Below are 23,265 nucleotides of genomic sequence, written 5' to 3' on the forward strand. Positions count from 1 at the left end.
TTAAAGTGATTTACCTGTTTCAAAGTTGAGTCAATCCACCGTCTACAAAAAGTTCAATTCCTGTAATATAGGAAGATTCTGGGGCAAGAAGAAACGTAACCGCTGCAGCCGTTTCCTCTGGAGTTCCAAAGCGTCTCATAGGATTATTCGCCGTTACTTCTTCAATAATACTAGTAACTATCTTGTCTTTATGCCACAAGGGCGTTTTAATTGGACCAGGGCTCACTGCATTAACACGTATTTTACGTTCAATGAGGCTTGAAGCAAAAGTACGGGCCATCGACCTCACAGCAGCTTTTGCTGCACCATAAACTGAACCTATCGGAGAGCCGATGCACCCGGCTACAGAAGCGTTGAGTACTATCGATGCCTCATCGGTTAAGTACGGAATGGCTTTTTGAAGAGTAAAGAAGACACTTTTAACATTAACATTTATTAGCATATCAAAGTCCTCTTCAGTCACTTCATCAACAGGTTTTAGTACAGCAGCTCCTGCGTTAGCAAACAGGCCATTGATCGAGCCAATTTCTTTTTTGATGAATATAAAAAGTGCCTCAATATCACTTAGGCGACTCGCATCAGATGCAAAAGATCGAGCCTTCTTTCCAAGATTTTCGACTGCAAAGTCCAGACTTTCTTGATTGCGTCCAGTGATAATGACACTTCCACCTTCATCGATGATCCGTTTTGCTGTAGCAAATCCAATCCCGCTGCTACCGCCTGTAATTAATATTGTCTTGCTACTAAATCTCATGCCAGTTTTCCTATGCTTTTACTCTAATTACAACTAATTTTCTGAACCTGAACAGTGATTTTTATCTCCATTTGGTTATTAAAAGCAGTGATCAGTTAACCAACAACAATAATAAATATTATTCATACTATTTTAGAATGGAATCCTTTGAGTTAAATTATAAAAATGACGATCCAATTCGCAATCCTTCACGTCAATACTCTGTGAAGTAACATTAAAAAAAGAGATAAAACTTAACACCGATTTATCGCCATTTAATTTTTTAGTATGAAATAAAGATGAAATGGGTTGGTTTATTTGGTTGAAAAGTTCCTGTTCTTTTACCCTATCAGTGGAAAAAGCAGAGCTGGTATAATGGAGTGCTGTATCCACGCTGCGCCCAAGGATTGCTTGACTCAGTTGCTGATGCATTTTTTTTGTTAGTAGGTTTTGTTCCTTTCTTTGAAACTCTACTTGGGCTTGCACCGCTGCTTTATAGGCTATAATTGCGCCACAAATGACTGCAACTCCTATAATACTCCAGCCTAATAGAGGAAATACAGCAAAGCTGGTAAAAACCCCGATACCTGTTAACAGTCCTGAGATACCAGCGCTGCATCCTGCGATAGAACCAAATGTACCTACAAAGCCGAAAAAAGAAGGAGTTAGCAATTGAGAGTAAGGGATAGATTTTCCTGATGTGTGTTTTGCTATCTCTGCAACAATTGCTTGTTTATCGACAACTAAATTCAACTGTTTTTTGTCGATTTGTTGCTTAATAATGAGTAATATTTGATATAAAGGTGAATGGGTATCTTTTTTAGCTATTTCATAAAGATCTATATTCAGCATTTTTTTTAAATAACTACTAAAATCCTCCTCCTCTGGATGATTTAAAAAATTTTCATAAATACTGTTGATGTAATTAGTAATATCAGCACATAATTTTTTTTGATTTTTTTGTAATTGTTCTTCAAATTGAAGGGCATTATTTTCCATTTCCTGATAGGAAAAATAAAAAATAGGGATACTAATGAGACAAAACAGTCCTGTTGAAATTGCGCCCAGCGTTAGTGATAGGATACCTCCTATAGAGCCACCTAATATGCTAAATATAATACCGAATAAAGGCCATGCAACACCAGCTGCAGAGCCTATACCGTTAATAGCAGCTCTAGATAATCGCATCAATAAAATTTATACCTCGTTCTTCAAAAGCAAATAATTTAGATATAGAAACCTGATTGTTGTTCATATAATATTCTATAATAAAACATTCTGCTATGTTATTCCTTTTATGTGCTCTTTCTTCAAACAATTTGAATATTCGGATAAGGGAAGTTGATGTATAAATTCATTAATATTATGTTTGGTTACTTCTCTAAAGCAGCCAGTACTTTCAAGTACTTTCTTTTGACGCTCAGAACTAGTTCCTGAGTCTATAATTTTTTGAAGGGAAGCGAAATAGTCCTCATAACGATGCTGTTTTATATAAGGTTGAAGTTTTTCTAGCCATTCAGTGATGTCCTCACGCATTAATTTGGTTTTACCATCTGTATTTATTACTAATTCAGCATCCAGCCCATATCTCATAGACCGCCACTTATTTTCCCGAGAAAGCCAGTATGGGGGGCAAGCAACTGATTCCAGCCAACTTCCATTATCAGTGAACCAATGAGCTAAAGTGTGAATGAGTGCAACGATGGCTAAAGTTTCAGATAAGGTGGCCGTTCCATCACAAACACGAATTTCTAGTGTCCCAAAGGCAGGGCTGGGACGCAAATCCCACCACAAATCCTTGAGAGATTCGATAGAGCCGCAGGATTTTAGAGATCTATAGAGACGCTCAAAATCTTGCCATTTACTTACATGGTAGGGCTGACCGGCTGTCGGTAATGACTCACGATAGTGTCGCTAAGCTCGTGATTGATTTTAGCCATCCATGGCTGAAATCGACTCGCAAACGCGACAAGTATGCCTCCGGCGGCCCTGGCCGTCCTGTGTCCGCTTGTTTTTTCACCCCATTCGGGGTTCAAAAACAACGCTACCCCAATGACTGACGCCTTTTCGGATGCCTTATATTTTGCCTGCGGCAAAACATCCGGCTCTAAGGCTACCAGGGACTACCAGCCTCGCTCGTTCCTCGCTTCCTTGGCTGGCAGCGAAAGTGGTAGGGCGACAAGAGGATAATCCAGTATCTATTCCTTGCCAAAAAGGGGAACTAGCGGATAGGGCTAATAAATGTGGTAAAAAATACATGAAAAAATTATTATAGCGAATACAATCATCACCACTAGACATGCCTAGATGAACATGAAGACCATAAACATTCATACGACGTGTAAGCCATTGATTACGGTCAATTAAATTCTGATAACGCGCCGTGGGGGAAATAGCCCAATCAGAGTATTTAGAAAAAGGATGAGATCCAGTTGTGGAAAACAGCAGTCCCATTTTTTCAGTGGCTGCTGTAAGAGCTGTAATTGTTTCAAAAAGATCAGTTTCTACATTTTGTACGGTGTTGCATATATCACTATTAATTTCTATTGTACTCAGATAAAACTCAGGTTTAATTTTTTCTATATGAGCTGTGGCCTTGAGTACCTCCTCAGCACGTGAACATAAATTGTAATCGACATCATCTATTAACTGGAGCTCAATCTCTACCCCCAGGGTCATACACCCATTACTGCGAAAATAGATTTCGCTATCTTCTACAGAAGAAACTAAGGGGGAACCAGCTATTTGATTGTTCAGTGAAAACAAGAAATCATTTTGATTTTCCTTCATTAATGCACTCCTGTTTTGAAATAACTAAGAAAGGAAAAACCAATCCATTTATTTTCACTAATGTTAAAATCCTGTTACTTTATACATCCCTCTATAGTTATATTGTAGAGGTAAGTTTACTAGATCGAGACATTTTTTTATCTGCATTGATTTGGTCAGTGCACGAACTACTACACATACTAATAGCTAAAGCAGCCTATTACAACTATAACTTATTATTAAGACAGCTGACTCTACCGATTTATTAGTCAATTTATTGAAATACATGTGAGAGTAAAATTATGTGTGGAATGCATATTTAGAAAAATCCTAATAGGGCTTTCAGGTTGCTCGAGATTAATTATCATTCATGTAGTGCTTCACGTTCTTTTGTTTTTTTTATAAGCATTATTTAATCGATATGCTACATAGACAAGAGCTATACTCAAAGCAATAGGCCAGGAAATACCAGGTACTCTTTAATATGTCACAATTTAACAGCAATTTATTAAGCTAATAGAACTAATAATTTTTGAGTTATTCAATAGATGGGAAGACTATCCTTTTAAAGGATTTTGATAGTGCTGTAAATAAATTCTTGCAAACTGATAAGACGCATAATCTGTAATATGCTCTGTATCACGGAACACCGGAACCCCATTAATATCGGCAGTACATCGGCCTCTGGGACATTGTACTTTTTTAGGCTCAATAATTACTAACTGAGCATACTTATTTTTCATCCGTAAAAAAAGGTCGTTTTGCCATTGTTGCTCTTTAAGCGATATACTAAATTCACAGAGTTCAGGATTATATTTACCTCGCCGTTTTATGTGATCAAAAAAGCAATCCCGTGAATTAACCCCCAGTTGAATTGATTTTATCAATACTGGTATAGAACCGGAAGCAATAATAATTCGTAATGCATGATCTAAGGATTTTTCAATATGCTTTTTTACTGGTTCCTCTGAGTAATATAGGCGCGGTTTTCTGGACACAAAAAAAGGTTTTTTAAGAGCTATTCTTCTTAATACAAAGAGGAGAATAAAATGTCTAAAAAGCGAGCTTATTATACGGCGGCCAAGAAGGCAAAAATAACGCTAGCTGCGATTGAGGGGAAACTCACACAAGCGCAAATTACCAGTGAATACGGTGTTCACGCAACGCAGGTAAAAACTTGGAAGCAATCGGCCATCAAAGCCATTAACGATTTATTCTCTGGGGCTAATGAAAAAGAAGCCAAGTCCCAAGAGCAGCTTGTTGAGGCATTATATCAAGAAATTGGTCGACTTCAAGCGCAGCTATCTTGGCTAAAAAAAAAGCATGAACTTTAGTCTGGATGAAAAGCGCGTCATGATTGATCCTCTTGCCGAGCTCACCATTCGTGAACAATGCTTGCTATTAGACTTGCCTGTTTCAAGTTATTATTATAGTGCCAAGCCCATTTCTGTCGAAGATGAAGCGCTTATGGCGCTACTTGATGAGCACTATCTGCAGTATCCATGTGAAGGTAAAATTAAGCGGGCAAGATGGCTGTCAAAAGAAGTAGGCTATCCTGTTGGTAAACGTCGAGTAAAAAAGTTGATGGAAATGATGGGGTTATCGACTGTTTACCCAAAGCCAAATACAAGCGTTCCCAATAAGGAGCATGAGGTGTTCCCTTATTTATTAAAAGAGGTGGATATCACCAAACCAAATCAGGTTTGGGCCGCAGATATCACCTACATCCGCATGAAAGGAAAGCATGTGTATTTAGTAGCTATTATGGACTGGTATAGTCGTTATGTGATTGGATGGGCTATTTCACCTACTATGGAGGCTGAATTTTGTATTGAGGCGCTTAGAAACGCTTTGCTGCATTCGCGTTGTGAGATCTTTAACACGGATCAGGGTTCTCAATTTACCTCAAAAGATTGGATAAATACGCTAAAATCTCACCACATTTCTATCAGCATGGATGGGCGAGGACGTTATTTAGATAATATATTTATCGAGCGATTGTGGCGTAGTGTTAAGCAAGAAAAAATCTACCGGTATGATTTTGATACAATTGAAGAGGTTGAGCTGGCCTTAACGGAGTATTTTGAGTATTATAATAACCGAAGGCTTCACCAGTCCTTTAATTATTTAACGCCCGCAGAGGTGTATTATGGCCGGAAAAGACCATAAACCCTAAATGAGAGCGTCATGACTTACCCACAAGGCCCACAGGCCTATACGAGAAAGTGAAGCTCTCCTGACCTGTGGACTTGTGGATAAGTCATTCTGATAGAGTTGTGGTAAAATGACCTAAGACAATTCGTAGTAGCAATCACTATTCATACGGTATTGAGTAGGTTTAAATAGGTTAATTTGAGTGAATTTTTAACTATAAATGATGGATGAATAGCTCTTATTTTTCCTTAATTTTGTTCCAGACATGCGGACCCATATCAGAGTTATCATTTTTTAAAATTAGTTTATTACCTAGATAACCATTCCAGTTTTGACCTATAATCACATAATCATAATGATTTGCCTTAATCATATTATAGTAACGTTCTGTTTGCTCATGACAGGCTTTATAAACTTTAACATTCCAATCATATTGAGATATTCCGGGCAAGGAGAGACAGGCAGCAGTTGCATGAGCCAGTATGGATAAATTGGCTTCCTGACCAAGAATATCCATAAATCCCCAGTAATGATTTGAATAAGAGTCGCCTATCATAAAACCAGTTTTACTATTCGCGTTTTTTGCACCAAGCCGACACTTACTATTGACATCAATATTTTTTTCTTGAAGACACAATGGTCTTTGCGGACTAGCATATTTGTTTAACTCAGCATAAACTCTTGAAGCCTCTTTAAAGCGTTGAGGGTATCCTTCATGACTTTTGATTAAATAGTCGCTAATATGAGTTACCAGGACAGGGAGTATTAACAGAGAAACCAAGCTATAACTGAATTTAATCTTTTTAAAGTTACGTGCGGGTTTTTCAATATATCTCCAGGAAAGATAAGCCGCTATCAAGATTAAACCAAAGACTAATATTAAAATCCAAGTTGTCTCTTCAATGCCTAAATAACGAACTAGAGCAAGTATCGGCCAATGCCAAATATATAATGAGTATGAAATTAGTCCAATGAATACTAAAGGTTTCAAAGAAAGGAATTGAGTCAGGATTAATTTAGGGTGATTTTCACCGAGAGCGAGGAGTACAGCCGTAGCTATACATAAAATAAAGGCATACCCGTTAGGAAATCCTGTATTAATGTCATGACGTGTTGCTATATAAAATAAGGTTAGAAGAGCGATGGTACTTATCATCTCTAATAAATATTTATTACATGAAAAACGATTATGGCCCAATGCAATACATGAACCGATAAAAAATTCAAACCCGCGACTCAACGTAAGATAATAGGTTTTTGCTGGGTAATTGAGAGAAAAATATAACGACAAAGCAAAAAAAATCAGGGTAAGTAAATAAATAATCTTCGTAATGTGATCTTCTCCAAACTTTTTATGGAGGCTGTAAATTACCAGGGGCAAAATCAAATAGCATTGCCACTCAATCGATAATGACCAAGTATGTAATAATGGTAATTGATTATTACTCGGTGAAAAATAACCCGTCGTTACTCTTTCAAAAAAATTATTTGAGATAAAAAGAGAGGTTTTGCGGGCACTCTTGATATATTGGATAAAATCATCAGGCAAGTAGAACAATAAAGTTAGAAGGGTGGTAACTAGCAATAGACAAATAAATACCGGTTGTAACCGCCATAATCTGCGACTATAAAATTCGCCAAATGAAAAAGAGTCATTTTTCAATGACTTATGGATAATTCCAGTAATCAAGAATCCGGAAATAACAAAAAAAATATCTACGCCGATAAATCCGGATGGGAATAACTTGATACCACCGTGAAAAAATAAGACAAATAGAATGGCAATAGCTCTTAAGCCATCAATATCCGGACGATAGTTCATCCTTGGTTTACCTTGTTTTATATGCATAAGTTGTAGAGCATTATTTGGGAAGAATTTTTTTCGTTGATAACTCACCTACAGTCAAGTCATCATTTAAGGTTAATGTTTTAAAAATCATTTAACCTGACAAAGTTTGGTTATTATATCGATTATTTATATAAATAAAATGAAATTATCCAATTATAAAATTAAGTCTCATCACCATATGTTACAAAGGGCTCATTTAAACTTGTTCCCCGTGTTGCGGGTAGGATTAATAGAAGGGACATAACAACGTCAGGTTTCCCAGAAATATGGACGAGTTTATATACCTGAATTACTGTTTGAAAATTTTAATAAGATGCTTTTTAAAATGAGCTGAAGCCGCTAGCATTCCTATCTGAAGAAGCTGTCTAATTATCTGACTAAGCCATTTTGATCTTCCCAGGTTCCAGCCTATAAACAAAGAGGGCAACAGCGTTGTAAAAAATATAACCCTATAATCATTAACTACAGCTATAAGGTATTTTTTATGCGTCGTTATTTGGCTTTTCTGGTCTTGCAATGTCTTTTCCAGCGCTATTATTTCTACGATTAATTTTTTTCTTGAGTTTACCATTTTCATTATACTCTTTTGATGACAGGGATGCTCTTGTTTTTTCAAAGCTCATATTGTTTAAATTATACGAAAGGTAACTGAGTAGTCCGACAAAAAGTATTATATTTAGAGTTAGAATTAAACAAACGGCCAAAAGAAATGTGCCCCAAAACAGCGCAGCAAAATAACCAATTAGAAGCATCCCTGACAACCAGATTGTAATTAAAACAACAAAGATCAGACACAAATTTAACATTAAAGGGTAGACACTAAGCCCGGCAAGCCTTGCTTCTAACTTAAAAATAGAAAGTATTGTTTTTAAGCTAGATAATTTACCTGAAACAAGGCCTTCTATTTCATCAAGAATTTTAATCATTTTTTTAGTATTTTAGATAGTAAAAATCCAATTCCGCCCGCAATAAGTACTGATGTTAAAGGATTTTCCTGTACTTTTTTTAACAAGTCATCTGAGTATTTTTTAACGCTATCCTCTGCTTCACTAACCTTATTTAAGCCTTCCTCATATAACTCATGCGCGTATTTTTTTCCTTCATTTAAGAGGTCAGATGCAGCATCAGCAACATGAGATTTTTGAGTGCTGTTCGCTCTTTTGTTTAAACTATCCATTTTAAAACTCCTTTTTTATATAATCATTTCATAACAATATCTAATATAAGTTAGTTAACTAGTTAAAGCCAGTCAAACCCAATGAGCACGGGATTTGACTGGTTAGCCTTACATTATTATCACGCTCTGGGATTACGTTCTTGATGATCGCCTCTATCTTTTGCATCTTGAGGACGATGTTGAGGATCACGTTTAGTTTCTGAATGGTGAGGACGATCTTGTTTGACGTAGTCTTTGTTAGTTTTATTATCACGCTCTGGTGTTTTGTTATCCCTATTCATTTTATACTCCCTTATATTTAGTTATTAAGAACAGCATTTTAAATATAGTCTTTGGATTGGAAAAATCAAATCAAAAAGCCGATATTTCTTTTTTGTTCAAACAACTTAATGATTTTACATAGGAAATATATTTTACAAATATTTTCTCATATTTTGCTATATTATTCAGAACCAGAAGTGTACATACCAGTTAATTATTGTATGTCCCCAAAACATAGAAATTAAGCCTGCGATACACAGAAAAGGGCCAAAGGGAATTGCAGTATCACGTGGTTTTTTTCTCATTTGTAAGTAAATTAATCCAATCACAGCACCTGCAATTGATGAAAGTAAAAGAATTAAAGGTAAAAATATCCAGCCAAACCAAGCACCCAATGCTGCAAATAGTTTAAAATCACCATGCCCCATGCCAATTTTACCGGTCACCAGGTAAAACAATTTAATAAAAACCCACAGAGTGATATAAGCTCCAGCTGCACTTAGCACCGCAACAGGAAGACTGGTAAATAAATTTTGAGTATTGGCAATCAGACCTATCCATAGCAAACTTAAAGTAAGAGTATCGGGTAATAGCTGATGATCCAGATCGATAAAAATTAAGCAAATCAAAAGCCAAATAGCTAATAAAACAAAGGGTAATTGTAAAGTAAACCCAAAGTGCCAGGTTGCGTATACTGATAACAGTAATGTTAAAAGCTCAATCAACGGATATCTTATTGAGATGGGAGCTTTGCATTGATAACATCGGCCCCTTAAAAGGATATAACTTATTAAGGGAATATTTTGCCATGCTTTAACCAAATTTTTACAATTTGGACAAAAAGATCTTGGAATGAATAGATTGATTTGGTTTTTTTTTTCTTTTTCCTCAATTGATAATAGCTCACAACATTGCTGCCGCCATTCATCATGCAACATAATCGGCAATCGATAAATAATTACGTTTAATAGACTGCCTACACACACGGACAGCAAGGCAATAACCAGATAAATAAACCAGGGACTATTCGCGATAAGCTCTTGTATCATGTGATATACATGCCTTTGTCGATTGTGGCTTTAAAATCTTATTAAACAGCAGATCCAAGTTTAAAGATAGGCAAATACATAGCGATAACTAATCCACCTACCAAGATACCTAATATTGACATAATAATTGGTTCTAATAAACTGCTAAGAGCATCGACAGCGTTATCAACGTCTTCTTCGTAGAAGTCAGCTACTTTACCTAACATCTTCTCCAGGGAACCTGATTCTTCTCCAATTGCCACCATCTGAATCACCATATTAGGAAATAAATGAGTGTTATCCATGGCTATATTCATTTGTTGCCCAGTAGATACATCTTCCCTGATTCTATTGGTGGCTTTGGCATATATGATGTTACCTGTAGCTCCTGCGACTGACTTTAGAGCCTCAACCAGTGGTAATCCTGCAGCAAAGGTAATCGACAGAGTCCTCGTAAAACGAGCAATTGCGGCTTTTTCTAAAATGGGTCCAATAACAGGAAATTTTAGCAGGACTCTATCCAGATTTTCGGCAAAATTCACTGAATGATTTTTCGTAGAGACAAAAGCATATGCAGCAGCACCAAGAGAGCCAAAAATAAAATACCAATAGGCTTGGAAAAACTTAGACATACTAACAACAGTCTGGGTCAAAGCAGGTAAGTCGGCTCCAAATCCTTTAAATAAAGATTCAAACTGGGGAACAACAAAAATCAAGAGACCAGCAGTGGCAATAAGAGCGACGACCATTACTGCTATAGGGTAGGTTAATGCTTTTTTAATTTTCTTCTTGATCGTTTCAATTTTTTCTTTATAGGTTGCTACCTTATCTAACATTACGTCAAGAGAGCCTGATTTTTCGCCTGCATCGACCAAATTACAAAATAGCTCATTAAAATATACAGGATGCTTGATTAGAGATTCAGAAAGGGTTAATCCGGTTTCAACATCATTTTTAACGTTTTCTATTAAATTTTTTAATCTTTTGTTGGTCTGGCCTTTAGCTACAATATCAAAAGCCTGAACGAGAGGTATGCCAGCCTCAATCATAGTAGCTAATTGGCGACTAAACACAGTAATATCACCTGCTGTAATCTTTTTATTGTTTTTATCAAAAAATGGTTTTCTTTTTTTAACAACTTTATTAGAAATGATTCCTTGTTTGCGCAAATCGGCTTTAGCGATAGCAAGACTTCTAGCTTGAATATCACCAACCATTTTTTGGCCTGATTTATTAATTCCTTCATAATGGAAGGTTAGGACCATCGCCTTATTTTTTTCCATGAAATTATTCAACGGTTACCCGATTGATCTCCTCTATGGTGGTAATACCTCCTTTTGCTTTTTCTAGCCCAGACTGAAATATAGTTAACATTCCTTCTGATTGGGCAAGATTTAAAATGTCAAGGGAGTTTCCACCAGACATGATCAACTGACCAAGATTTTTAGTCATAGGTAATACTTCAAATAATCCTACTCGACCTCTGTAACCATTAGTGCATTGAATGCAACCTACTGCTTTGAATAGTTTAATATCAGTTATCTCTGAATCACTAAAACCGAGTTCTACTAAACCTGAATCTGTAAAGTCATCTCTTATCGTTTTACATGTATCACATAATTTTCTTGCTAACCGTTGTGCGATGATAAGTGTAACTGAACTGGCTATATTGAAGGTTGGGATCCCCATATTAACCAGTCGGTTTAAAGTTTCGGTTGCACTGTTAGTATGTAGTGTAGAAAGCACTAAATGTCCTGTTTGAGCAGCTTTTACAGCGATTTCAGCTGTTTCTAGATCTCGAATTTCCCCAACCATAATAATGTCTGGATCTTGCCGTAAAAATGAGCGTAATGCACCTGAGAAAGTTAAACCAGTCTTGGGGTTTATATTCACCTGATTAATTCCAGGTACTTTAATTTCAACTGGATCTTCAGCTGTGGAAATATTAACTTCCTTAGTATTAAGGATGTTTAATGCTGTATACAAACTAACTGTTTTTCCGCTACCGGTAGGTCCAGTTACCAAAATCATGCCTTGAGGGCGCTCAATTGCTTTAACAAAGTGTGCTCTTTGAATTGCGTTAAAGCCCAGTGCTTCGATTCCCAGTTTGGCAGAACCGGGATCAAGAACCCTCATGACAACTTTCTCACCACTGGTAGTAGGACATGTGCTTACCCGGAAATCAATAGAGCGAGTCTTTGAAATTTTCATCTTAAAGGGGTTATGTGGAAGAACTGACAAAAAGTGGGATTTCGGGAAAGATTTAACAATTCGGCTTATTTTGAATTGAAATAGGAGAGGTTAAAAGAATAATAGCACTTGATACTGATCAAACAACATAGGGATAAAGCTTTTGATAATTAATAAATAATGCTCTTACAAATTATTAATGTCATAATTATCAAATAGAGTAGTGAGGATCAAGGGATAACGTGCTCATGAATAAAATTATTAAAAAATTAACATGCATACGATAGTGTCGCTAAGCTCGTGATTGATTTTAGCCATCCATGGCTGAAATCGACTCGCAAACGCGACAAGTATGCCTCCGGCGGCCCTGGCCGTCCTGTGTCCGCTTGTTTTTTCACCCCATTCGGGGTTCAAAAACAACGCTACCCCAATGACTGACGCCTTTTCGGATGCCTTATATTTTGCCTGCGGCAAAACATCCGGCTCTAAGGCTACCAGGGACTACCAGCCTCGCTCGTTCCTCGCTTCCTTGGCTGGCAGCGTCAGTAGTATCTATTTTTGGATTACCTGCTGTAAGTATTGGATCACAAGAAAGTAAATTACCTCCTCGCGTATTCGCATGGGGTAATGCTGGAAATCGACTTTTTGGTGAGGGTGATGCAATGATTCCCTTGGCGGGCAATAGCAACCAATCTTTTTTTATGGATCTAACAGGAAAATACGGAAATGATGATGCAGGTCTTCTCAGTGCGGGTTTAGGTAGCCGTACTGTTGTTCGCGATAATGCCATTTTAGGTGTTTACCTATTTGGAGATTATAATAGAACGCCGAATTCTAATTATTTCAAGGTGGTAAATCCTGGGATTGAGGGAATGACAAGGGCATGGGATGCTCATCTTAATGGATATTTCCCTGTTGGGAGAAAAAGTAAAACCATGGCCATTTATACGGGCACCCAAGCGGGAATTAGCAATACCATGTTTTTTTCCGGACACAGTCAATATGATAAGTTATTTGATTTGGTTGAAGACGTTGGCGCAGGCACAGATTTTGAAATAGGAAGGACTTTTTTATCCTTAAACCGCACGCGTCTTTTTGCAGGCGGTTATTACTTTTCACCTAAATACAGTTCTGCTATAAAAGGTGTGGAAGGAGGTATTGAAATGCCTCTAAAATATCGAGGTATGCAGGTTGGTATTCGTGATAGTTACGATAACATTAATCATAATACGATTGCATTAACTCTGCGTGTTACTTTTGGGGGACTTGAGCAAACCCAATCAGCAGATATTCAAGAGCGCATGCTTGATTTAATCCCTCGTCATCTAGGAAACTTACGCTCAGGGGATGGTATACCGAGCCAAGAAAGTGTGGTTGATACAGGTAGAAAAACACTCATCCAGGATAATATTTGGTTCTTTAATGCAGATGGTACACCATCCATGGTAGAAGGATTTCAAAGTTGTACCTTTGAACACCCCTGTATAGGACTTGCACAAACACAAATTGATACGATTAATACATTAGCCCCTAATGCAAATTTTTATCTAAGTTCTGGCACTTATAATAACCCCCTCATTGGTTCAGGATTTAATTTTTACAATGGCCAGAATATATTTGGACGTACCAGTGATTTTAGGCAACTTGCAATAGGCAATAATAGGCCATTAGTCAATGACACGTTGATTTTCAATGGAAATACTAATCTCTACAATTTGAGAATCCAGGGAAATTCTGTACAAGTTCTAGAAACAGGGGGAATGCTTGTTCCTTTTCAAGTAGGCCTTTTAACCGCACCAACTTCCATGGGTGTTATAAATATTTATAATAGTGACATTAATCAAAGTTCAACAACAAATAATGTGATGTCCGTTGCTAATAATTCCAATGTCTCTTTTCCTGGACTTTGGCCATTTTCCAAAACCTGCTATGAGATAATTTAAAACCTCAAGCAATATATCGAACCCAATTCTACTCACCTCGCCTCAACCATAGCATGGAATTCGAAATGATAAATATAAATTCACTATGTACTTTTTTTGTGATACTGGTTATAATATGTGAATTATTATTAAGAGAGAATGGGTATGAAAAAATCAATCTACGATTTACCTTCAGAGATAGGAAAGGAAATTTCGGGTCACCTACCTTCGATAAAAGCCAAAACGAATGCTATATTAGATAAACATACCCGAACCTTATTTCAACCCCCTGCCATTTTATCCAAATTCCTGGAGTTTGTGGCTCATGGAAAGCAAGACCATGCAGAAAAAATATTTACAATAAGGAAAAAAAATCCCCACCAGCTCCAGGAGTTATTACTTGAACGAGGCACAGTGACCGACTATTCAGGTCGAACCTTTACCAATATTTCAGCGTATGAATACGCTTATTGGGCAAAGGACAAGCATATGTGCCGGATGCTTGAATCGCATATGGACGAGAATACAAAAGCGGCGATGCTAAAGCGCTGCGAAGCGATAGAGAGCAATGGGTTAACCTATAAGCAACATGGGGTCGAGGTTAAGAATTCAAAGCATTTTGACTTAACCCCACTCAAAACAGCACTGAACAATTATATTGATGGTTATGATAACTGGGAGAGCTCCCAGAATTGTGACGCCATGAAGGCGGCATGGATGGAGGTTGGAAAAGAGCAGCGCGATGTTCCAGTCCATGTGGCTAATGAATATTGCCGTAAAGACCGCTCGTTTGACCCAACACCTCAGTTTAATGAGGACAAATTACCCCGTAAGTTAGCGTTCCACAATTATAATACAAACAAAGGCGAATCGTGGTTCCCCTTGGTTATTTCTGATTCTTCCGGGCTTGCGGTTGATTTTGCATTAATTAGGGCGGGGCGTGGGGTGGGCGCGGCGGGGCCGTGGGGGTTGGACGCTTTCGGCGGCGCCGGATGATTTGGCGGCTATAATCCGCCTTGATGAAGTAAGAACATTAGATCTCACGCAGTCGCGTAAAAACCTGGAGCCGACAAAACCTGGGCTTGAGATTGATAACCGTATTTTTTAATGGCGTGCGTGAGCAGACCGGCGGCATAGGCCGCCGGGCTAAAATCCCAGCACACATTTAAAAACCATTCAAGTAGCTCCTGGTACTGCCAACTTTCTGTTGTTCTTACCCACCACATGACCCAGAGATGTAGGTACCTTCTGATCTTTTTGGGAGACACCCCATCTTTGACCATAAGATTAATCTGCTCTCGTGCTTTTCGTAACGTCCTTGCGTGCGGGACAATAGTGTCAAGCCCAGGCGTTTGATGATTAATTGCAATCTCTGTACCCCCCCCCACAATGAGGTTAGATTTTGCGCAGTACCCGCCGGGATAACTGCTCTATCATTTGCCTGTATCACATGGGTGTTATCCTGGGTTTGCGTCCCAGGATAGTGTATTCCGAGAAAGTGGAATCCTTTCTCAATGTTGCCTATGCGTGTCTTTTTGCGCGATAAACTGAGCCGTCTTTCATGCAACACCTCCATCATGCGCTGTTTGCAACGGTTAAGCTGACGGCTGGTTTGGCACAGAATAAGAATGTCATCCTGATACCGGATATAGGTTACATCCATCGAATTGAAGGCATCATCCAATGGCTTTAAATAAATGCCACTAAAAAACTGAGACAGCGGCCCACGTAGCGCAATTCCCTGATCGGGATTTTTATATCCGCGAGGGGTTTCAATGGGATTGATAATAATTTGTTCTAGCATGGATTGGACATTGAGATCGTTATAGTGCTTTTTGATATCTTGAATCAATTGGTGATGCGGGATGGACTTGTAAAACGATTTGATGTCAGCGCGGATGATGTATTGTGGTTTTTTTTCCAAAAGCACTTGCCGGATACGCCGCGTGGCAAGCCGTACACCACTTGGTCCATGAAGATGGTAGCAATTGGGGTTCATCACGTAAGGGAAGGTAGGTTTTATTTGTTTGAGCAAAATATTTTGGAAAATCCTGTCCGATAAATGCAGCTGATCAACCATTTCATCTGGAAAATAATGGCGCTTAAGATGGCGCGGTGTATAGCTGCCATTCACCATGGATTCAACACCCCGCACCAGCCAATCATCTATTTCTCGTGCCATGAAATGCACGTCGTGATTAGGGTTTGCATGATGTTTTTGTTTGTGAATTTTGGCGAACAACTTGCGGCCAATATTCACCATGTCGGCAATATGATATGGGTCCGCATGTCTGGAACAAAATTAAGGAAAAATAAGAGCTATTCATCCATCATTTATAGTTAAAAATTCACTCAAATTAACCTATTTAAACCTACTCAATACCGTATGAATAGTGATTGCTACTACGAATTGTCTTAGGTCATTTTACCACAACTCTATCAGAATGACTTATCCACAAGTCCACAGGTCAGGAGAGCTTCACTTTCTCGTATAGGCCTGTGGGCCTTGTGGGTAAGTCATGACGCTCTCATTTAGGGTTTATGGTCTTTTCCGGCCATAATACACCTCTGCGGGCGTTAAATAATTAAAGGACTGGTGAAGCCTTCGGTTATTATAATACTCAAAATACTCCGTTAAGGCCAGCTCAACCTCTTCAATTGTATCAAAATCATACCGGTAGATTTTTTCTTGCTTAACACTACGCCACAATCGCTCGATAAATATATTATCTAAATAACGTCCTCGCCCATCCATGCTGATAGAAATGTGGTGAGATTTTAGCGTATTTATCCAATCTTTTGAGGTAAATTGAGAACCCTGATCCGTGTTAAAGATCTCACAACGCGAATGCAGCAAAGCGTTTCTAAGCGCCTCAATACAAAATTCAGCCTCCATAGTAGGTGAAATAGCCCATCCAATCACATAACGACTATACCAGTCCATAATAGCTACTAAATACACATGCTTTCCTTTCATGCGGATGTAGGTGATATCTGCGGCCCAAACCTGATTTGGTTTGGTGATATCCACCTCTTTTAATAAATAAGGGAACACCTCATGCTCCTTATTGGGAACGCTTGTATTTGGCTTTGGGTAAACAGTCGATAACCCCATCATTTCCATCAACTTTTTTACTCGACGTTTACCAACAGGATAGCCTACTTCTTTTGACAGCCATCTTGCCCGCTTAATTTTACCTTCACATGGATACTGCAGATAGTGCTCATCAAGTAGCGCCATAAGCGCTTCATCTTCGACAGAAATGGGCTTGGCACTATAATAATAACTTGAAACAGGCAAGTCTAATAGCAAGCATTGTTCACGAATGGTGAGCTCGGCAAGAGGATCAATCATGACGCGCTTTTCATCCAGACTAAAGTTCATGCTTTTTTTTTAGCCAAGATAGCTGCGCTTGAAGTCGACCAATTTCTTGATATAATGCCTCAACAAGCTGCTCTTGGGACTTGGCTTCTTTTTCATTAGCCCCAGAGAATAAATCGTTAATGGCTTTGATGGCCGATTGCTTCCAAGTTTTTACCTGCGTTGCGTGAACACCGTATTCACTGGTAATTTGCGCTTGTGTGAGTTTCCCCTCAATCGCAGCTAGCGTTATTTTTGCCTTCTTGGCCGCCGTATAATAAGCTCGCTTTTTAGACATTTTATTCTCCTCTTTGTATTAAGAAGAATAGCTCTTAAAAAACCTTTTTTTGTGTCCAGAAAACCGCGCCTATATTAATACTCCATCGTTTCATGTTGATTTTTGTTCTGTATGTTCGTGGTGTGAGGCCAAGAGCGGGATGACTCCTATTTAAAAAAATTGCTAAAGCGGATAAAGCGAGTATCTTGATGTTCGCAAAAACAATAAGGTACAAGGAGTTGCTCAACAATGACACCCGAGATTATATCCGTTTTAGCTGCTTTTGCACCTTTATTTACACGTCCTACCTGGAACAATATCAATACGCTTTTCATTGGTGCCATCCTTTGTCGAGGGGCAAGGCGTATTACGAGTATTTTACGTGTTATGGGCTTAAGCGAGGTTAAAAATTTCTCAAAATATCATCGTGTATTGAGTCGTACACAATGGAGTGGTTTAACTGCCAGCAAAATTTTATTTGGTCTTTTAATCACACTGCTTCCTGAATCATGGCCCAAGATTGTTGCTGTTGATGAAACACTGGAGCGCCGACGCGGAAAGAACATCAAAGCCAAAGGAGCATACCGTGATGCTGTTGCGTCCAGCCAATCACGGGTGGTTATTTGTTTTGGTTTGAAATGGGAATGCATGACCTTGATAGTACCGCTTCCTTGGTGTAAAAGACCATGGGCTTTGCCTTTTATGGTTATCCTTTCACCATCAAAAAAGTCAGATGAGGCCTCAGGAAAAAGACACAAAACATCGATAGACTGGACCATACAAATGGTGCGTTGTGTCAGCCGATGGTTGCACCGTACCCCTTGGATTTTGGTTGGTGATGGCGCCTATGCTTGTATGGCCCTTGCAAAAGTCTGTATAAAAAATGGTGCAACACTCATATCCAGAGTACGAATGGATGCGCAGTTATTTGAATTTCCTGAGGTCAAGCCAGCGGGAAAGCGTGGAAGAAATCAAATTAAAGGACAGCGTATCCGGCTCAAGGAATTACTAGTAGATACTAAGACATGGGATACACTTCAGGTAAAGTGGTATGGTGGTGAACAAAAAACTATTGAGTGCTTAACCTTTGAATGCCTATGGTATCATGCAGGCGTTCCACCAATAAGGCTACGCATAGTGCTTGTTAAAACACCCGATGGTAAGAATGAGGCGGAGACATTTTTCAGCACCAATACGGAAAATTCACCGACACAAATTATTGAGTGGTTTGTTTTACGCTGGAACATTGAAGTTACCTTTGAAGAAACCCGTGCCCACTTAGGCATTGAAACACAGCGTCAGTGGTCAGATAAGGCTATTGCAAGAACTACCCCTCTGCTTATGGGACTACTTTCGATATTGGTACTGGTTGCCATTAAAATGCATGAAACTAAAAAATTGTTAGTGCAAGAAACTACATCATGGTATGACAAAAAGGGCGAGCTCACCTTAGTCGACATTATTACAGCCATAAGAAGATCAATCTGGGTGAAGATGTATTTTTCAATGTCTAAAAATTACGAAAATAATACGGATTCTTTAAAAATAACCGAAAAAACTGCTAACTTATTGATTTATCAACTGGCTTTGGCTGCATAATTGGCTAAAGTCGAGTTTTCTTAATATTTATAATACCAATATGACAAGTGATGTCAGTAATTCACCTGGAAGCCTTAGTATTGGTGTTGCAAATTTACGCTCTGGTGGATTAAATATCTCTGACTCTTCTATAACAACGTCTAATACTGATACGGCCAACAATAGTTCAATTTCTTTTGGCTTTGTAAATAATGAAGTGGGATTGGTAACTATTTCAAACTCTACTATTTCTGCTAATTTAGTCCATGGAAGTTTTGTTGCTGGTGTTTTAAATAATAACTCCACTGAAGGACTTGGGAAAGGAACTGTATCCATTACCGGATCGACGATAACTGTTAATGCGGATGACGCAGGACTTGCTGGTGGTGTGTTTAATCAAGCAAACAATCCAAATGGTATTAGTTCAAATATTAATATTGATCAATCCGCTATTTCTGTTACTTCCAACAATAATGGCGGCGGTACAGCAGCCGGAGTTCTGACTAGTGGGAATGGAACTTTCGACTTTAATAATTCTTCAATTAACGTTGCTGGCAACAGTGGTAGTATTGCCGGAGTAGTAGTAGGTGATCCAACAGCAACCGCAAATTTACAAGATACTATTATTTCACTCGTTACTTCAGGTACAGCAGTCGGAGCGCCCATTATAAATGGTGGCACATTGAATGATAATGGCGGAAATCAGTGCTTCCAAAATGGTGCGCCCGTACCCTGTTGATTTAAACGATATGGTAAGTAACCAAACTATTGACCGTGGTATTAGATGGCACGAAAATGAACATTGAATTTGCTATATAAAAATCAGTGCCATCTGAAACGGGTAATGGGAATATTTTATAATTGCCAGAGGGGATATTTAAATTCCAGGTATCCCCCCAATTGACGTCTTTTTGATAAACAGTTACAAAGCCTCGCATCACGAGTATCTTGGGGGCAGGTAATCCAACAGCAGGTGCTGCATCAACCGTAATGGAAAGTGTGCCATTTACAAATATGCTTGGTCCAGTCGTTGATGATTGTGGAATGGAACTATTTATCGCTGCAGCAGCTAGTGCGTTAAACATTAGTGAAAAACAAACGGATAATAAAATTCTTATCATGATATCCCTATCCTTATAGTAGAATGAATTACATCTTAATTTGAGCATGACCTGAAAAAACAGGTATTCTGCCCTGCGAACAATTTAACTTCAACCTGAGTTAATTTATATTCGAACTTTTCAATGAAGCCTTTTTTGATTGTAGTGTATTTCGATGTAAACAAACATGTGATTTATAGCAGAATAATAAGTAATGTCCCTCTTTTATAACTTGGCTTATTTTAATCCAGATTATTTGATGCGGGAACCCAACGATACAAAGTTGGTACAGATATACCAAGATCGTGTGCGACATCCTTTGGTAGGGTGCCAGAAGCAAGTAATTGTTTAGCTGATTCAATCTTACTTTGGGTCATTTTTCTCTTGCGACCACCAACCCGGCCCTTTGCCTTGGCAGCTGCTAAGCCCGCTTTAGTTCTTTCTGCCAATAATTCACGTTCCATTTGGGCAAGGCTTGCCATAACATGAAAAAAGAAACGACCCGCTGGTGTAGATGTATCGACATTATCGGTAATGCTTTTAAAATGGATTTCCTTTTGATGTAATTGATTAACCAAATCAATTAACCCCTTAACTGTGCGACCTAATCGGTCTAGCTTCCAAACAACTAAGGTGTCATGCTTTCTCAATACTTCAAGAGCCATACTAAGTCCTGGACGATTTGCTTTAGTCCCTGATATTTGATCTTGATAGAGCTTTTCGCAACCAACTTCTTTCAATGCTGAAAGTTGAAGATCCAAATTTTGATCCACTGTGGAAACACGCGCATAACCAACCAGCATAGTAAATCCTCTATTACAAAACCCAACGGCCTTTTTGTTTGATTGCATCATGCATTGCATCCGGTGCTAAATCAATTTCACCAGGCCAAGTGAGTACTCCATATTCAAGATGAGCCTTATTAAAAAGGTCTTTATCTTGAAGTACTGCAAATACACCTGCTTTATCACTCATGATCAATTTAACCATTTCAACAAACCCATGCGTTCCGTCATTGAATTCAACTTCAAGCTCATAATTGGGCAGTGGTGTGACTTTCGTTAGTCTCCAAGGAGCGGTACAAACTATTCCAGGGGCGATATTTTCTTTGGCGACTGATTGTTTTCGCATAATGTCCAATCCTCAAATAATTCAGCACGGTGCTGAAAAGCCCATTCTAATACTAAAGCCAATGCCCTGCGGGGCATAGAGCCTCGAACCACTTCAAGTGTATGAATATCAATAAGAACTTCATATTCAGCATATAAGGCATGAAAATGAGGAGGTGCATGATCACCCCAAAACATTTGAATCAGTATTCCATAAAATGCACTAATTGTTGGCATTTACTCGTTGTCCTCTATTCTCAAAACTCATATCTAGTATAATGCAGCAAGAAAGCAATATCAAGAATGGTTATTGAGAATCCATGGATCCAATAAACATAGTGATATCACTAAGCCAAGTAAGTATGCTCAAAAACGAACGTTTTCAATAATAGGTATCCAAGTAATTAATGTATAGCCCTAATCGAATAAACCTGTTATCTGATCAAGAAATTGAAGCCATTTATGCTATCCCTGAATTTAATAAAGCTGAACGAGAGTTGTATTTTTCAATAACGGATGAGGAAATGCTCATCGTCAAAAAATATCGCACTACGAAGGCACAGATTTATTTTATTCGATTGCTTGGCTATTTTAAGGCCAAGCAACAGTTTTATAAATTTAATTTAGGCCAAGATAATAACTCACAATTTATTTTAGGAAAATATTTCGGGGAACGCCTACTGGGACTTACAGGTCAAATCGATTTTAAAACTTATCAAAAACAAAAAACTGATATTCTCTTGTTGTTTGGCTTTAAAGATTGGCAGCCAATGCATGAGTCCAAAATTCAGCTTCATTTAAGTGAGTTGATCAAACTTTACCCTAAAGGACATGATGCTCTACGACAATTATTAAACTACTTTAGTAGTCAACAGATTGTTTTACCTTCGTATCGCACCATACAGGATATGTTTACCAATGCATATTCAATGGAAGATGCTCGACTTGATGAACTTATTTCAGTTATTCCAGAATCAAAAAAAGAACAACTGTCGGTTTTAATCAATAAAGAGGATGGGATAACTCCATTGAATGTAATACGGTTGGATCAGAAGAATTTTAAATATAAGGCTATCAAGGCTGAGGTAGATAAGGCATTGGGACTTGTCGAATTATATGATTTTGCAAAAAACTTCCTCCCAAGACTCAAAATATCCAAGAATTCTATTCGCTATTATGCTGATTTAGCGGAACAATACGCTGCTTCTAGGCTCAGACGTTTAAGTAAGCCACAACAATGGCTTCAAGCTCTGTGTTTTGTATATCATCGTTATCAACAAATTATGGATCACTTAATTACCAGCTTTATATATCACACCAGAGGTATAATGAATGAGGGTAAAATATATGCTGAAAAGGCAATGACTGAGCATAGTTCTGGTTTAGTTGTTGACTTACCAAAATTGGCTCGATTTCTAAAATGGTTTCCAAATCGCAAGCAGAATTTAACCCATGATGAGCTAAACCACCAAGCTTATAATATTTTACCAGAGGAACAGTTCCCTGCCCTTGCACAATTTTTGGAAGGCAGTGTATTTGATAAAAAAGCAGCTAAATGGGCATTTTATCTGGAATCATCAAGGCAAATTGCATTGTATCTCCGGCCTATTATGTTAGCAGTACCGCTCGTATTTTATAAAAAAGACAGCGATATTATGAAGCTTATCGATTTACTCAAAAAACATTATGGTGCTGATAAAAGTCCATCATCATTTAAGCTGACAAGGATTTGGAGGACACCATCTCTAAAACAATGA

Annotated in this window: 25 protein-coding genes and 2 pseudogenes; 7 read left to right on the plus strand and 20 right to left on the minus strand. The window is 38.2% G+C overall.

The features are described from left to right. Positions 1-19 precede the first annotated feature (19 nt). The 5 genes and pseudogenes from HRS36_RS08705 to HRS36_RS08725 form a co-directional block, all read right to left on the minus strand. On the minus strand, positions 20-754 hold the full coding sequence (locus HRS36_RS08705) for an SDR family oxidoreductase (protein WP_173237013.1): 735 nt from the start codon (positions 752-754) through the stop codon (positions 20-22). Between the two features lie 132 nt (positions 755-886). Continuing rightward, positions 887-1,924, minus strand: a complete 1,038-nt coding sequence (locus tag HRS36_RS08710) for a hypothetical protein (RefSeq protein WP_173237014.1) — start codon at positions 1,922-1,924, stop codon at positions 887-889. Between the two features lie 90 nt (positions 1,925-2,014). Continuing rightward, positions 2,015-2,560: pseudogene (locus tag HRS36_RS08715) on the minus strand (carboxylate-amine ligase); the annotation flags it as partial. 249 nt (positions 2,561-2,809) lie between these two features. Beyond that, positions 2,810-3,523, minus strand: a complete 714-nt coding sequence (locus HRS36_RS08720; protein ID WP_173237015.1) for a carboxylate-amine ligase — start codon at positions 3,521-3,523, stop codon at positions 2,810-2,812. Between the two features lie 536 nt (positions 3,524-4,059). After that, the gene (locus HRS36_RS08725) at positions 4,060-4,500 is read right to left on the minus strand and encodes an SGNH hydrolase domain-containing protein (protein ID WP_173237016.1); all 441 of its coding nucleotides are present in this window, start codon (positions 4,498-4,500) and stop codon (positions 4,060-4,062) included. A 51-nt stretch (positions 4,501-4,551) separates the two neighbouring features. Here HRS36_RS08725 and HRS36_RS08730 point away from each other — a divergent pair, with 51 nt between their 5' ends. Beyond that, on the plus strand, positions 4,552-4,836 hold the full coding sequence (locus HRS36_RS08730; protein WP_173235475.1) for a transposase: 285 nt from the start codon (positions 4,552-4,554) through the stop codon (positions 4,834-4,836). Next, a complete protein-coding gene (locus HRS36_RS08735) occupies positions 4,826-5,671 on the plus strand; it encodes an IS3 family transposase (protein WP_173235473.1) in 846 nt (281 codons plus the stop codon). The genes HRS36_RS08730 and HRS36_RS08735 overlap by 11 nt, the downstream gene beginning before the upstream one ends. Before the next feature lie 223 nt (positions 5,672-5,894). On the opposite strand, the gene HRS36_RS08740 is transcribed toward HRS36_RS08735, so the two are convergent. The 7 genes and pseudogenes from HRS36_RS08740 to HRS36_RS08770 form a co-directional block, all read right to left on the minus strand. Continuing rightward, positions 5,895-7,478, minus strand: coding sequence for an acyltransferase family protein (locus HRS36_RS08740; protein ID WP_173237017.1), 1,584 nt, complete (start codon positions 7,476-7,478; stop codon positions 5,895-5,897). 509 nt (positions 7,479-7,987) lie between these two features. Further along, on the minus strand, positions 7,988-8,431 hold the full coding sequence (locus HRS36_RS08745) for a hypothetical protein (protein WP_226905610.1): 444 nt from the start codon (positions 8,429-8,431) through the stop codon (positions 7,988-7,990). Beyond that, entirely contained in the window at positions 8,428-8,682 is a 255-nt protein-coding gene (locus tag HRS36_RS08750; RefSeq protein WP_173237018.1) for a hypothetical protein, read from the minus strand. Before HRS36_RS08750 ends, HRS36_RS08745 begins: the two co-directional genes overlap by 4 nt. 119 nt (positions 8,683-8,801) lie before the next feature. Then, positions 8,802-8,963, minus strand: coding sequence for a hypothetical protein (locus HRS36_RS08755; protein WP_173237019.1), 162 nt, complete (start codon positions 8,961-8,963; stop codon positions 8,802-8,804). 165 nt (positions 8,964-9,128) lie between these two features. Continuing rightward, on the minus strand, positions 9,129-9,992 hold the full coding sequence (locus tag HRS36_RS08760) for a prepilin peptidase (RefSeq protein WP_173237020.1): 864 nt from the start codon (positions 9,990-9,992) through the stop codon (positions 9,129-9,131). A 41-nt stretch (positions 9,993-10,033) separates the two neighbouring features. Continuing rightward, the gene (locus HRS36_RS08765) at positions 10,034-11,254 is read right to left on the minus strand and encodes a type II secretion system F family protein (RefSeq protein WP_173237021.1); all 1,221 of its coding nucleotides are present in this window, start codon (positions 11,252-11,254) and stop codon (positions 10,034-10,036) included. Between the two features lie 4 nt (positions 11,255-11,258). Beyond that, positions 11,259-12,188, minus strand: a pseudogene (locus tag HRS36_RS08770) (ATPase, T2SS/T4P/T4SS family); the annotation flags it as partial. Positions 12,189-12,622: 434 nt separating this feature from the next. On the opposite strand from HRS36_RS08770, the gene HRS36_RS08775 reads away from it, so the two are divergent. Together HRS36_RS08775 and HRS36_RS08780 are read left to right on the plus strand one after the other, a co-directional pair. Next, positions 12,623-14,104 carry a hypothetical protein gene (locus tag HRS36_RS08775; protein WP_173237022.1) on the plus strand — a complete coding sequence of 494 codons (1,482 nt, stop codon included), beginning with the start codon at positions 12,623-12,625 and terminating at the stop codon, positions 14,102-14,104. A gap of 144 nt (positions 14,105-14,248) precedes the next feature. After that, the gene (locus HRS36_RS08780) at positions 14,249-15,079 is read left to right on the plus strand and encodes a hypothetical protein (protein ID WP_173235463.1); all 831 of its coding nucleotides are present in this window, start codon (positions 14,249-14,251) and stop codon (positions 15,077-15,079) included. A 44-nt stretch (positions 15,080-15,123) separates the two neighbouring features. Here the strand turns inward: HRS36_RS08780 and HRS36_RS08785 are convergent, their stop codons facing one another. The 4 genes from HRS36_RS08785 to HRS36_RS08800 all read right to left on the minus strand — a co-directional run bounded on the left by HRS36_RS08785 (position 15,124) and on the right by HRS36_RS08800 (position 17,742). Beyond that, positions 15,124-15,309 carry a hypothetical protein gene (locus HRS36_RS08785; RefSeq protein WP_173235382.1) on the minus strand — a complete coding sequence of 62 codons (186 nt, stop codon included), beginning with the start codon at positions 15,307-15,309 and terminating at the stop codon, positions 15,124-15,126. Continuing rightward, positions 15,297-16,265: a reverse transcriptase/maturase family protein gene (locus tag HRS36_RS08790; protein WP_226905611.1), complete on the minus strand. Its 969-nt coding sequence runs from the start codon at positions 16,263-16,265 to the stop codon at positions 15,297-15,299. The genes HRS36_RS08785 and HRS36_RS08790 overlap by 13 nt, the downstream gene beginning before the upstream one ends. A 357-nt stretch (positions 16,266-16,622) precedes the next feature. Then, positions 16,623-17,468: an IS3 family transposase gene (locus tag HRS36_RS08795; protein ID WP_173235473.1), complete on the minus strand. Its 846-nt coding sequence runs from the start codon at positions 17,466-17,468 to the stop codon at positions 16,623-16,625. Beyond that, entirely contained in the window at positions 17,458-17,742 is a 285-nt protein-coding gene (locus HRS36_RS08800) for a transposase (RefSeq protein ID WP_173235475.1), read from the minus strand. Before HRS36_RS08800 ends, HRS36_RS08795 begins: the two co-directional genes overlap by 11 nt. A gap of 228 nt (positions 17,743-17,970) precedes the next feature. On the opposite strand from HRS36_RS08800, the gene HRS36_RS08805 reads away from it, so the two are divergent. Together HRS36_RS08805 and HRS36_RS08810 are read left to right on the plus strand one after the other, a co-directional pair. After that, entirely contained in the window at positions 17,971-19,320 is a 1,350-nt protein-coding gene (locus tag HRS36_RS08805; protein ID WP_173235460.1) for an IS701 family transposase, read from the plus strand. 40 nt (positions 19,321-19,360) lie between these two features. After that, a complete protein-coding gene (locus HRS36_RS08810) occupies positions 19,361-20,038 on the plus strand; it encodes a hypothetical protein (protein WP_173237024.1) in 678 nt (225 codons plus the stop codon). 1 nt (position 20,039) lies between these two features. Here the strand turns inward: HRS36_RS08810 and HRS36_RS08815 are convergent, their stop codons facing one another. From HRS36_RS08815 to HRS36_RS08830, 4 genes are all read right to left on the minus strand, one after another. Beyond that, positions 20,040-20,420, minus strand: a complete 381-nt coding sequence (locus HRS36_RS08815) for a hypothetical protein (protein ID WP_173237025.1) — start codon at positions 20,418-20,420, stop codon at positions 20,040-20,042. Between the two features lie 221 nt (positions 20,421-20,641). Continuing rightward, positions 20,642-21,253, minus strand: coding sequence for a recombinase family protein (locus HRS36_RS08820; RefSeq protein WP_476703260.1), 612 nt, complete (start codon positions 21,251-21,253; stop codon positions 20,642-20,644). After that, the gene (locus HRS36_RS08825; protein WP_173235448.1) at positions 21,216-21,530 is read right to left on the minus strand and encodes a DUF2442 domain-containing protein; all 315 of its coding nucleotides are present in this window, start codon (positions 21,528-21,530) and stop codon (positions 21,216-21,218) included. The genes HRS36_RS08820 and HRS36_RS08825 overlap by 38 nt, the downstream gene beginning before the upstream one ends. Next, positions 21,485-21,745: a DUF4160 domain-containing protein gene (locus HRS36_RS08830; RefSeq protein WP_173235446.1), complete on the minus strand. Its 261-nt coding sequence runs from the start codon at positions 21,743-21,745 to the stop codon at positions 21,485-21,487. The genes HRS36_RS08825 and HRS36_RS08830 overlap by 46 nt, the downstream gene beginning before the upstream one ends. Positions 21,746-21,915: 170 nt before the next feature. Here HRS36_RS08830 and HRS36_RS18660 point away from each other — a divergent pair, with 170 nt between their 5' ends. Continuing rightward, entirely contained in the window at positions 21,916-23,265 is a 1,350-nt protein-coding gene (locus HRS36_RS18660) for a DUF4158 domain-containing protein (protein ID WP_226905520.1), read from the plus strand.

It is taken from the genome of Legionella antarctica (assembly GCF_011764505.1).
Taxonomy (GTDB): domain Bacteria; phylum Pseudomonadota; class Gammaproteobacteria; order Legionellales; family Legionellaceae; genus Legionella; species Legionella antarctica.

Excerpts from the sequence above, each read along its gene's own strand:
- HRS36_RS08705 (WP_173237013.1), bottom strand. The coding sequence starts at position 754 with ATGAGATTTAGTAGCAAGACAATATTAATTACAGGCGGTAGCAGCGGG.
- HRS36_RS08720 (WP_173237015.1), bottom strand. The coding sequence starts at position 3,523 with ATGAAGGAAAATCAAAATGATTTCTTGTTTTCACTGAACAATCAAATA.
- HRS36_RS08730 (WP_173235475.1), top strand. The coding sequence starts at position 4,552 with ATGTCTAAAAAGCGAGCTTATTATACGGCGGCCAAGAAGGCAAAAATA.
- HRS36_RS08735 (WP_173235473.1), top strand. The coding sequence starts at position 4,826 with ATGAACTTTAGTCTGGATGAAAAGCGCGTCATGATTGATCCTCTTGCC.
- HRS36_RS08740 (WP_173237017.1), bottom strand. The coding sequence starts at position 7,478 with ATGAACTATCGTCCGGATATTGATGGCTTAAGAGCTATTGCCATTCTA.
- HRS36_RS08745 (WP_226905610.1), bottom strand. The coding sequence starts at position 8,431 with ATGATTAAAATTCTTGATGAAATAGAAGGCCTTGTTTCAGGTAAATTA.
- HRS36_RS08750 (WP_173237018.1), bottom strand. The coding sequence starts at position 8,682 with ATGGATAGTTTAAACAAAAGAGCGAACAGCACTCAAAAATCTCATGTT.
- HRS36_RS08755 (WP_173237019.1), bottom strand. The coding sequence starts at position 8,963 with ATGAATAGGGATAACAAAACACCAGAGCGTGATAATAAAACTAACAAA.
- HRS36_RS08760 (WP_173237020.1), bottom strand. The coding sequence starts at position 9,992 with ATGATACAAGAGCTTATCGCGAATAGTCCCTGGTTTATTTATCTGGTT.
- HRS36_RS08765 (WP_173237021.1), bottom strand. The coding sequence starts at position 11,254 with ATGGAAAAAAATAAGGCGATGGTCCTAACCTTCCATTATGAAGGAATT.
- HRS36_RS08780 (WP_173235463.1), top strand. The coding sequence starts at position 14,249 with ATGAAAAAATCAATCTACGATTTACCTTCAGAGATAGGAAAGGAAATT.
- HRS36_RS08785 (WP_173235382.1), bottom strand. The coding sequence starts at position 15,309 with ATGTGGTGGGTAAGAACAACAGAAAGTTGGCAGTACCAGGAGCTACTT.
- HRS36_RS08790 (WP_226905611.1), bottom strand. The coding sequence starts at position 16,265 with ATGGCACGAGAAATAGATGATTGGCTGGTGCGGGGTGTTGAATCCATG.
- HRS36_RS08795 (WP_173235473.1), bottom strand. The coding sequence starts at position 17,468 with ATGAACTTTAGTCTGGATGAAAAGCGCGTCATGATTGATCCTCTTGCC.
- HRS36_RS08800 (WP_173235475.1), bottom strand. The coding sequence starts at position 17,742 with ATGTCTAAAAAGCGAGCTTATTATACGGCGGCCAAGAAGGCAAAAATA.
- HRS36_RS08805 (WP_173235460.1), top strand. The coding sequence starts at position 17,971 with ATGACACCCGAGATTATATCCGTTTTAGCTGCTTTTGCACCTTTATTT.
- HRS36_RS08810 (WP_173237024.1), top strand. The coding sequence starts at position 19,361 with ATGACAAGTGATGTCAGTAATTCACCTGGAAGCCTTAGTATTGGTGTT.
- HRS36_RS08815 (WP_173237025.1), bottom strand. The coding sequence starts at position 20,420 with ATGATAAGAATTTTATTATCCGTTTGTTTTTCACTAATGTTTAACGCA.
- HRS36_RS08820 (WP_476703260.1), bottom strand. The coding sequence starts at position 21,253 with ATGATGCAATCAAACAAAAAGGCCGTTGGGTTTTGTAATAGAGGATTT.
- HRS36_RS08825 (WP_173235448.1), bottom strand. The coding sequence starts at position 21,530 with ATGCGAAAACAATCAGTCGCCAAAGAAAATATCGCCCCTGGAATAGTT.
- HRS36_RS08830 (WP_173235446.1), bottom strand. The coding sequence starts at position 21,745 with ATGCCAACAATTAGTGCATTTTATGGAATACTGATTCAAATGTTTTGG.
- HRS36_RS18660 (WP_226905520.1), top strand. The coding sequence starts at position 21,916 with ATGTATAGCCCTAATCGAATAAACCTGTTATCTGATCAAGAAATTGAA.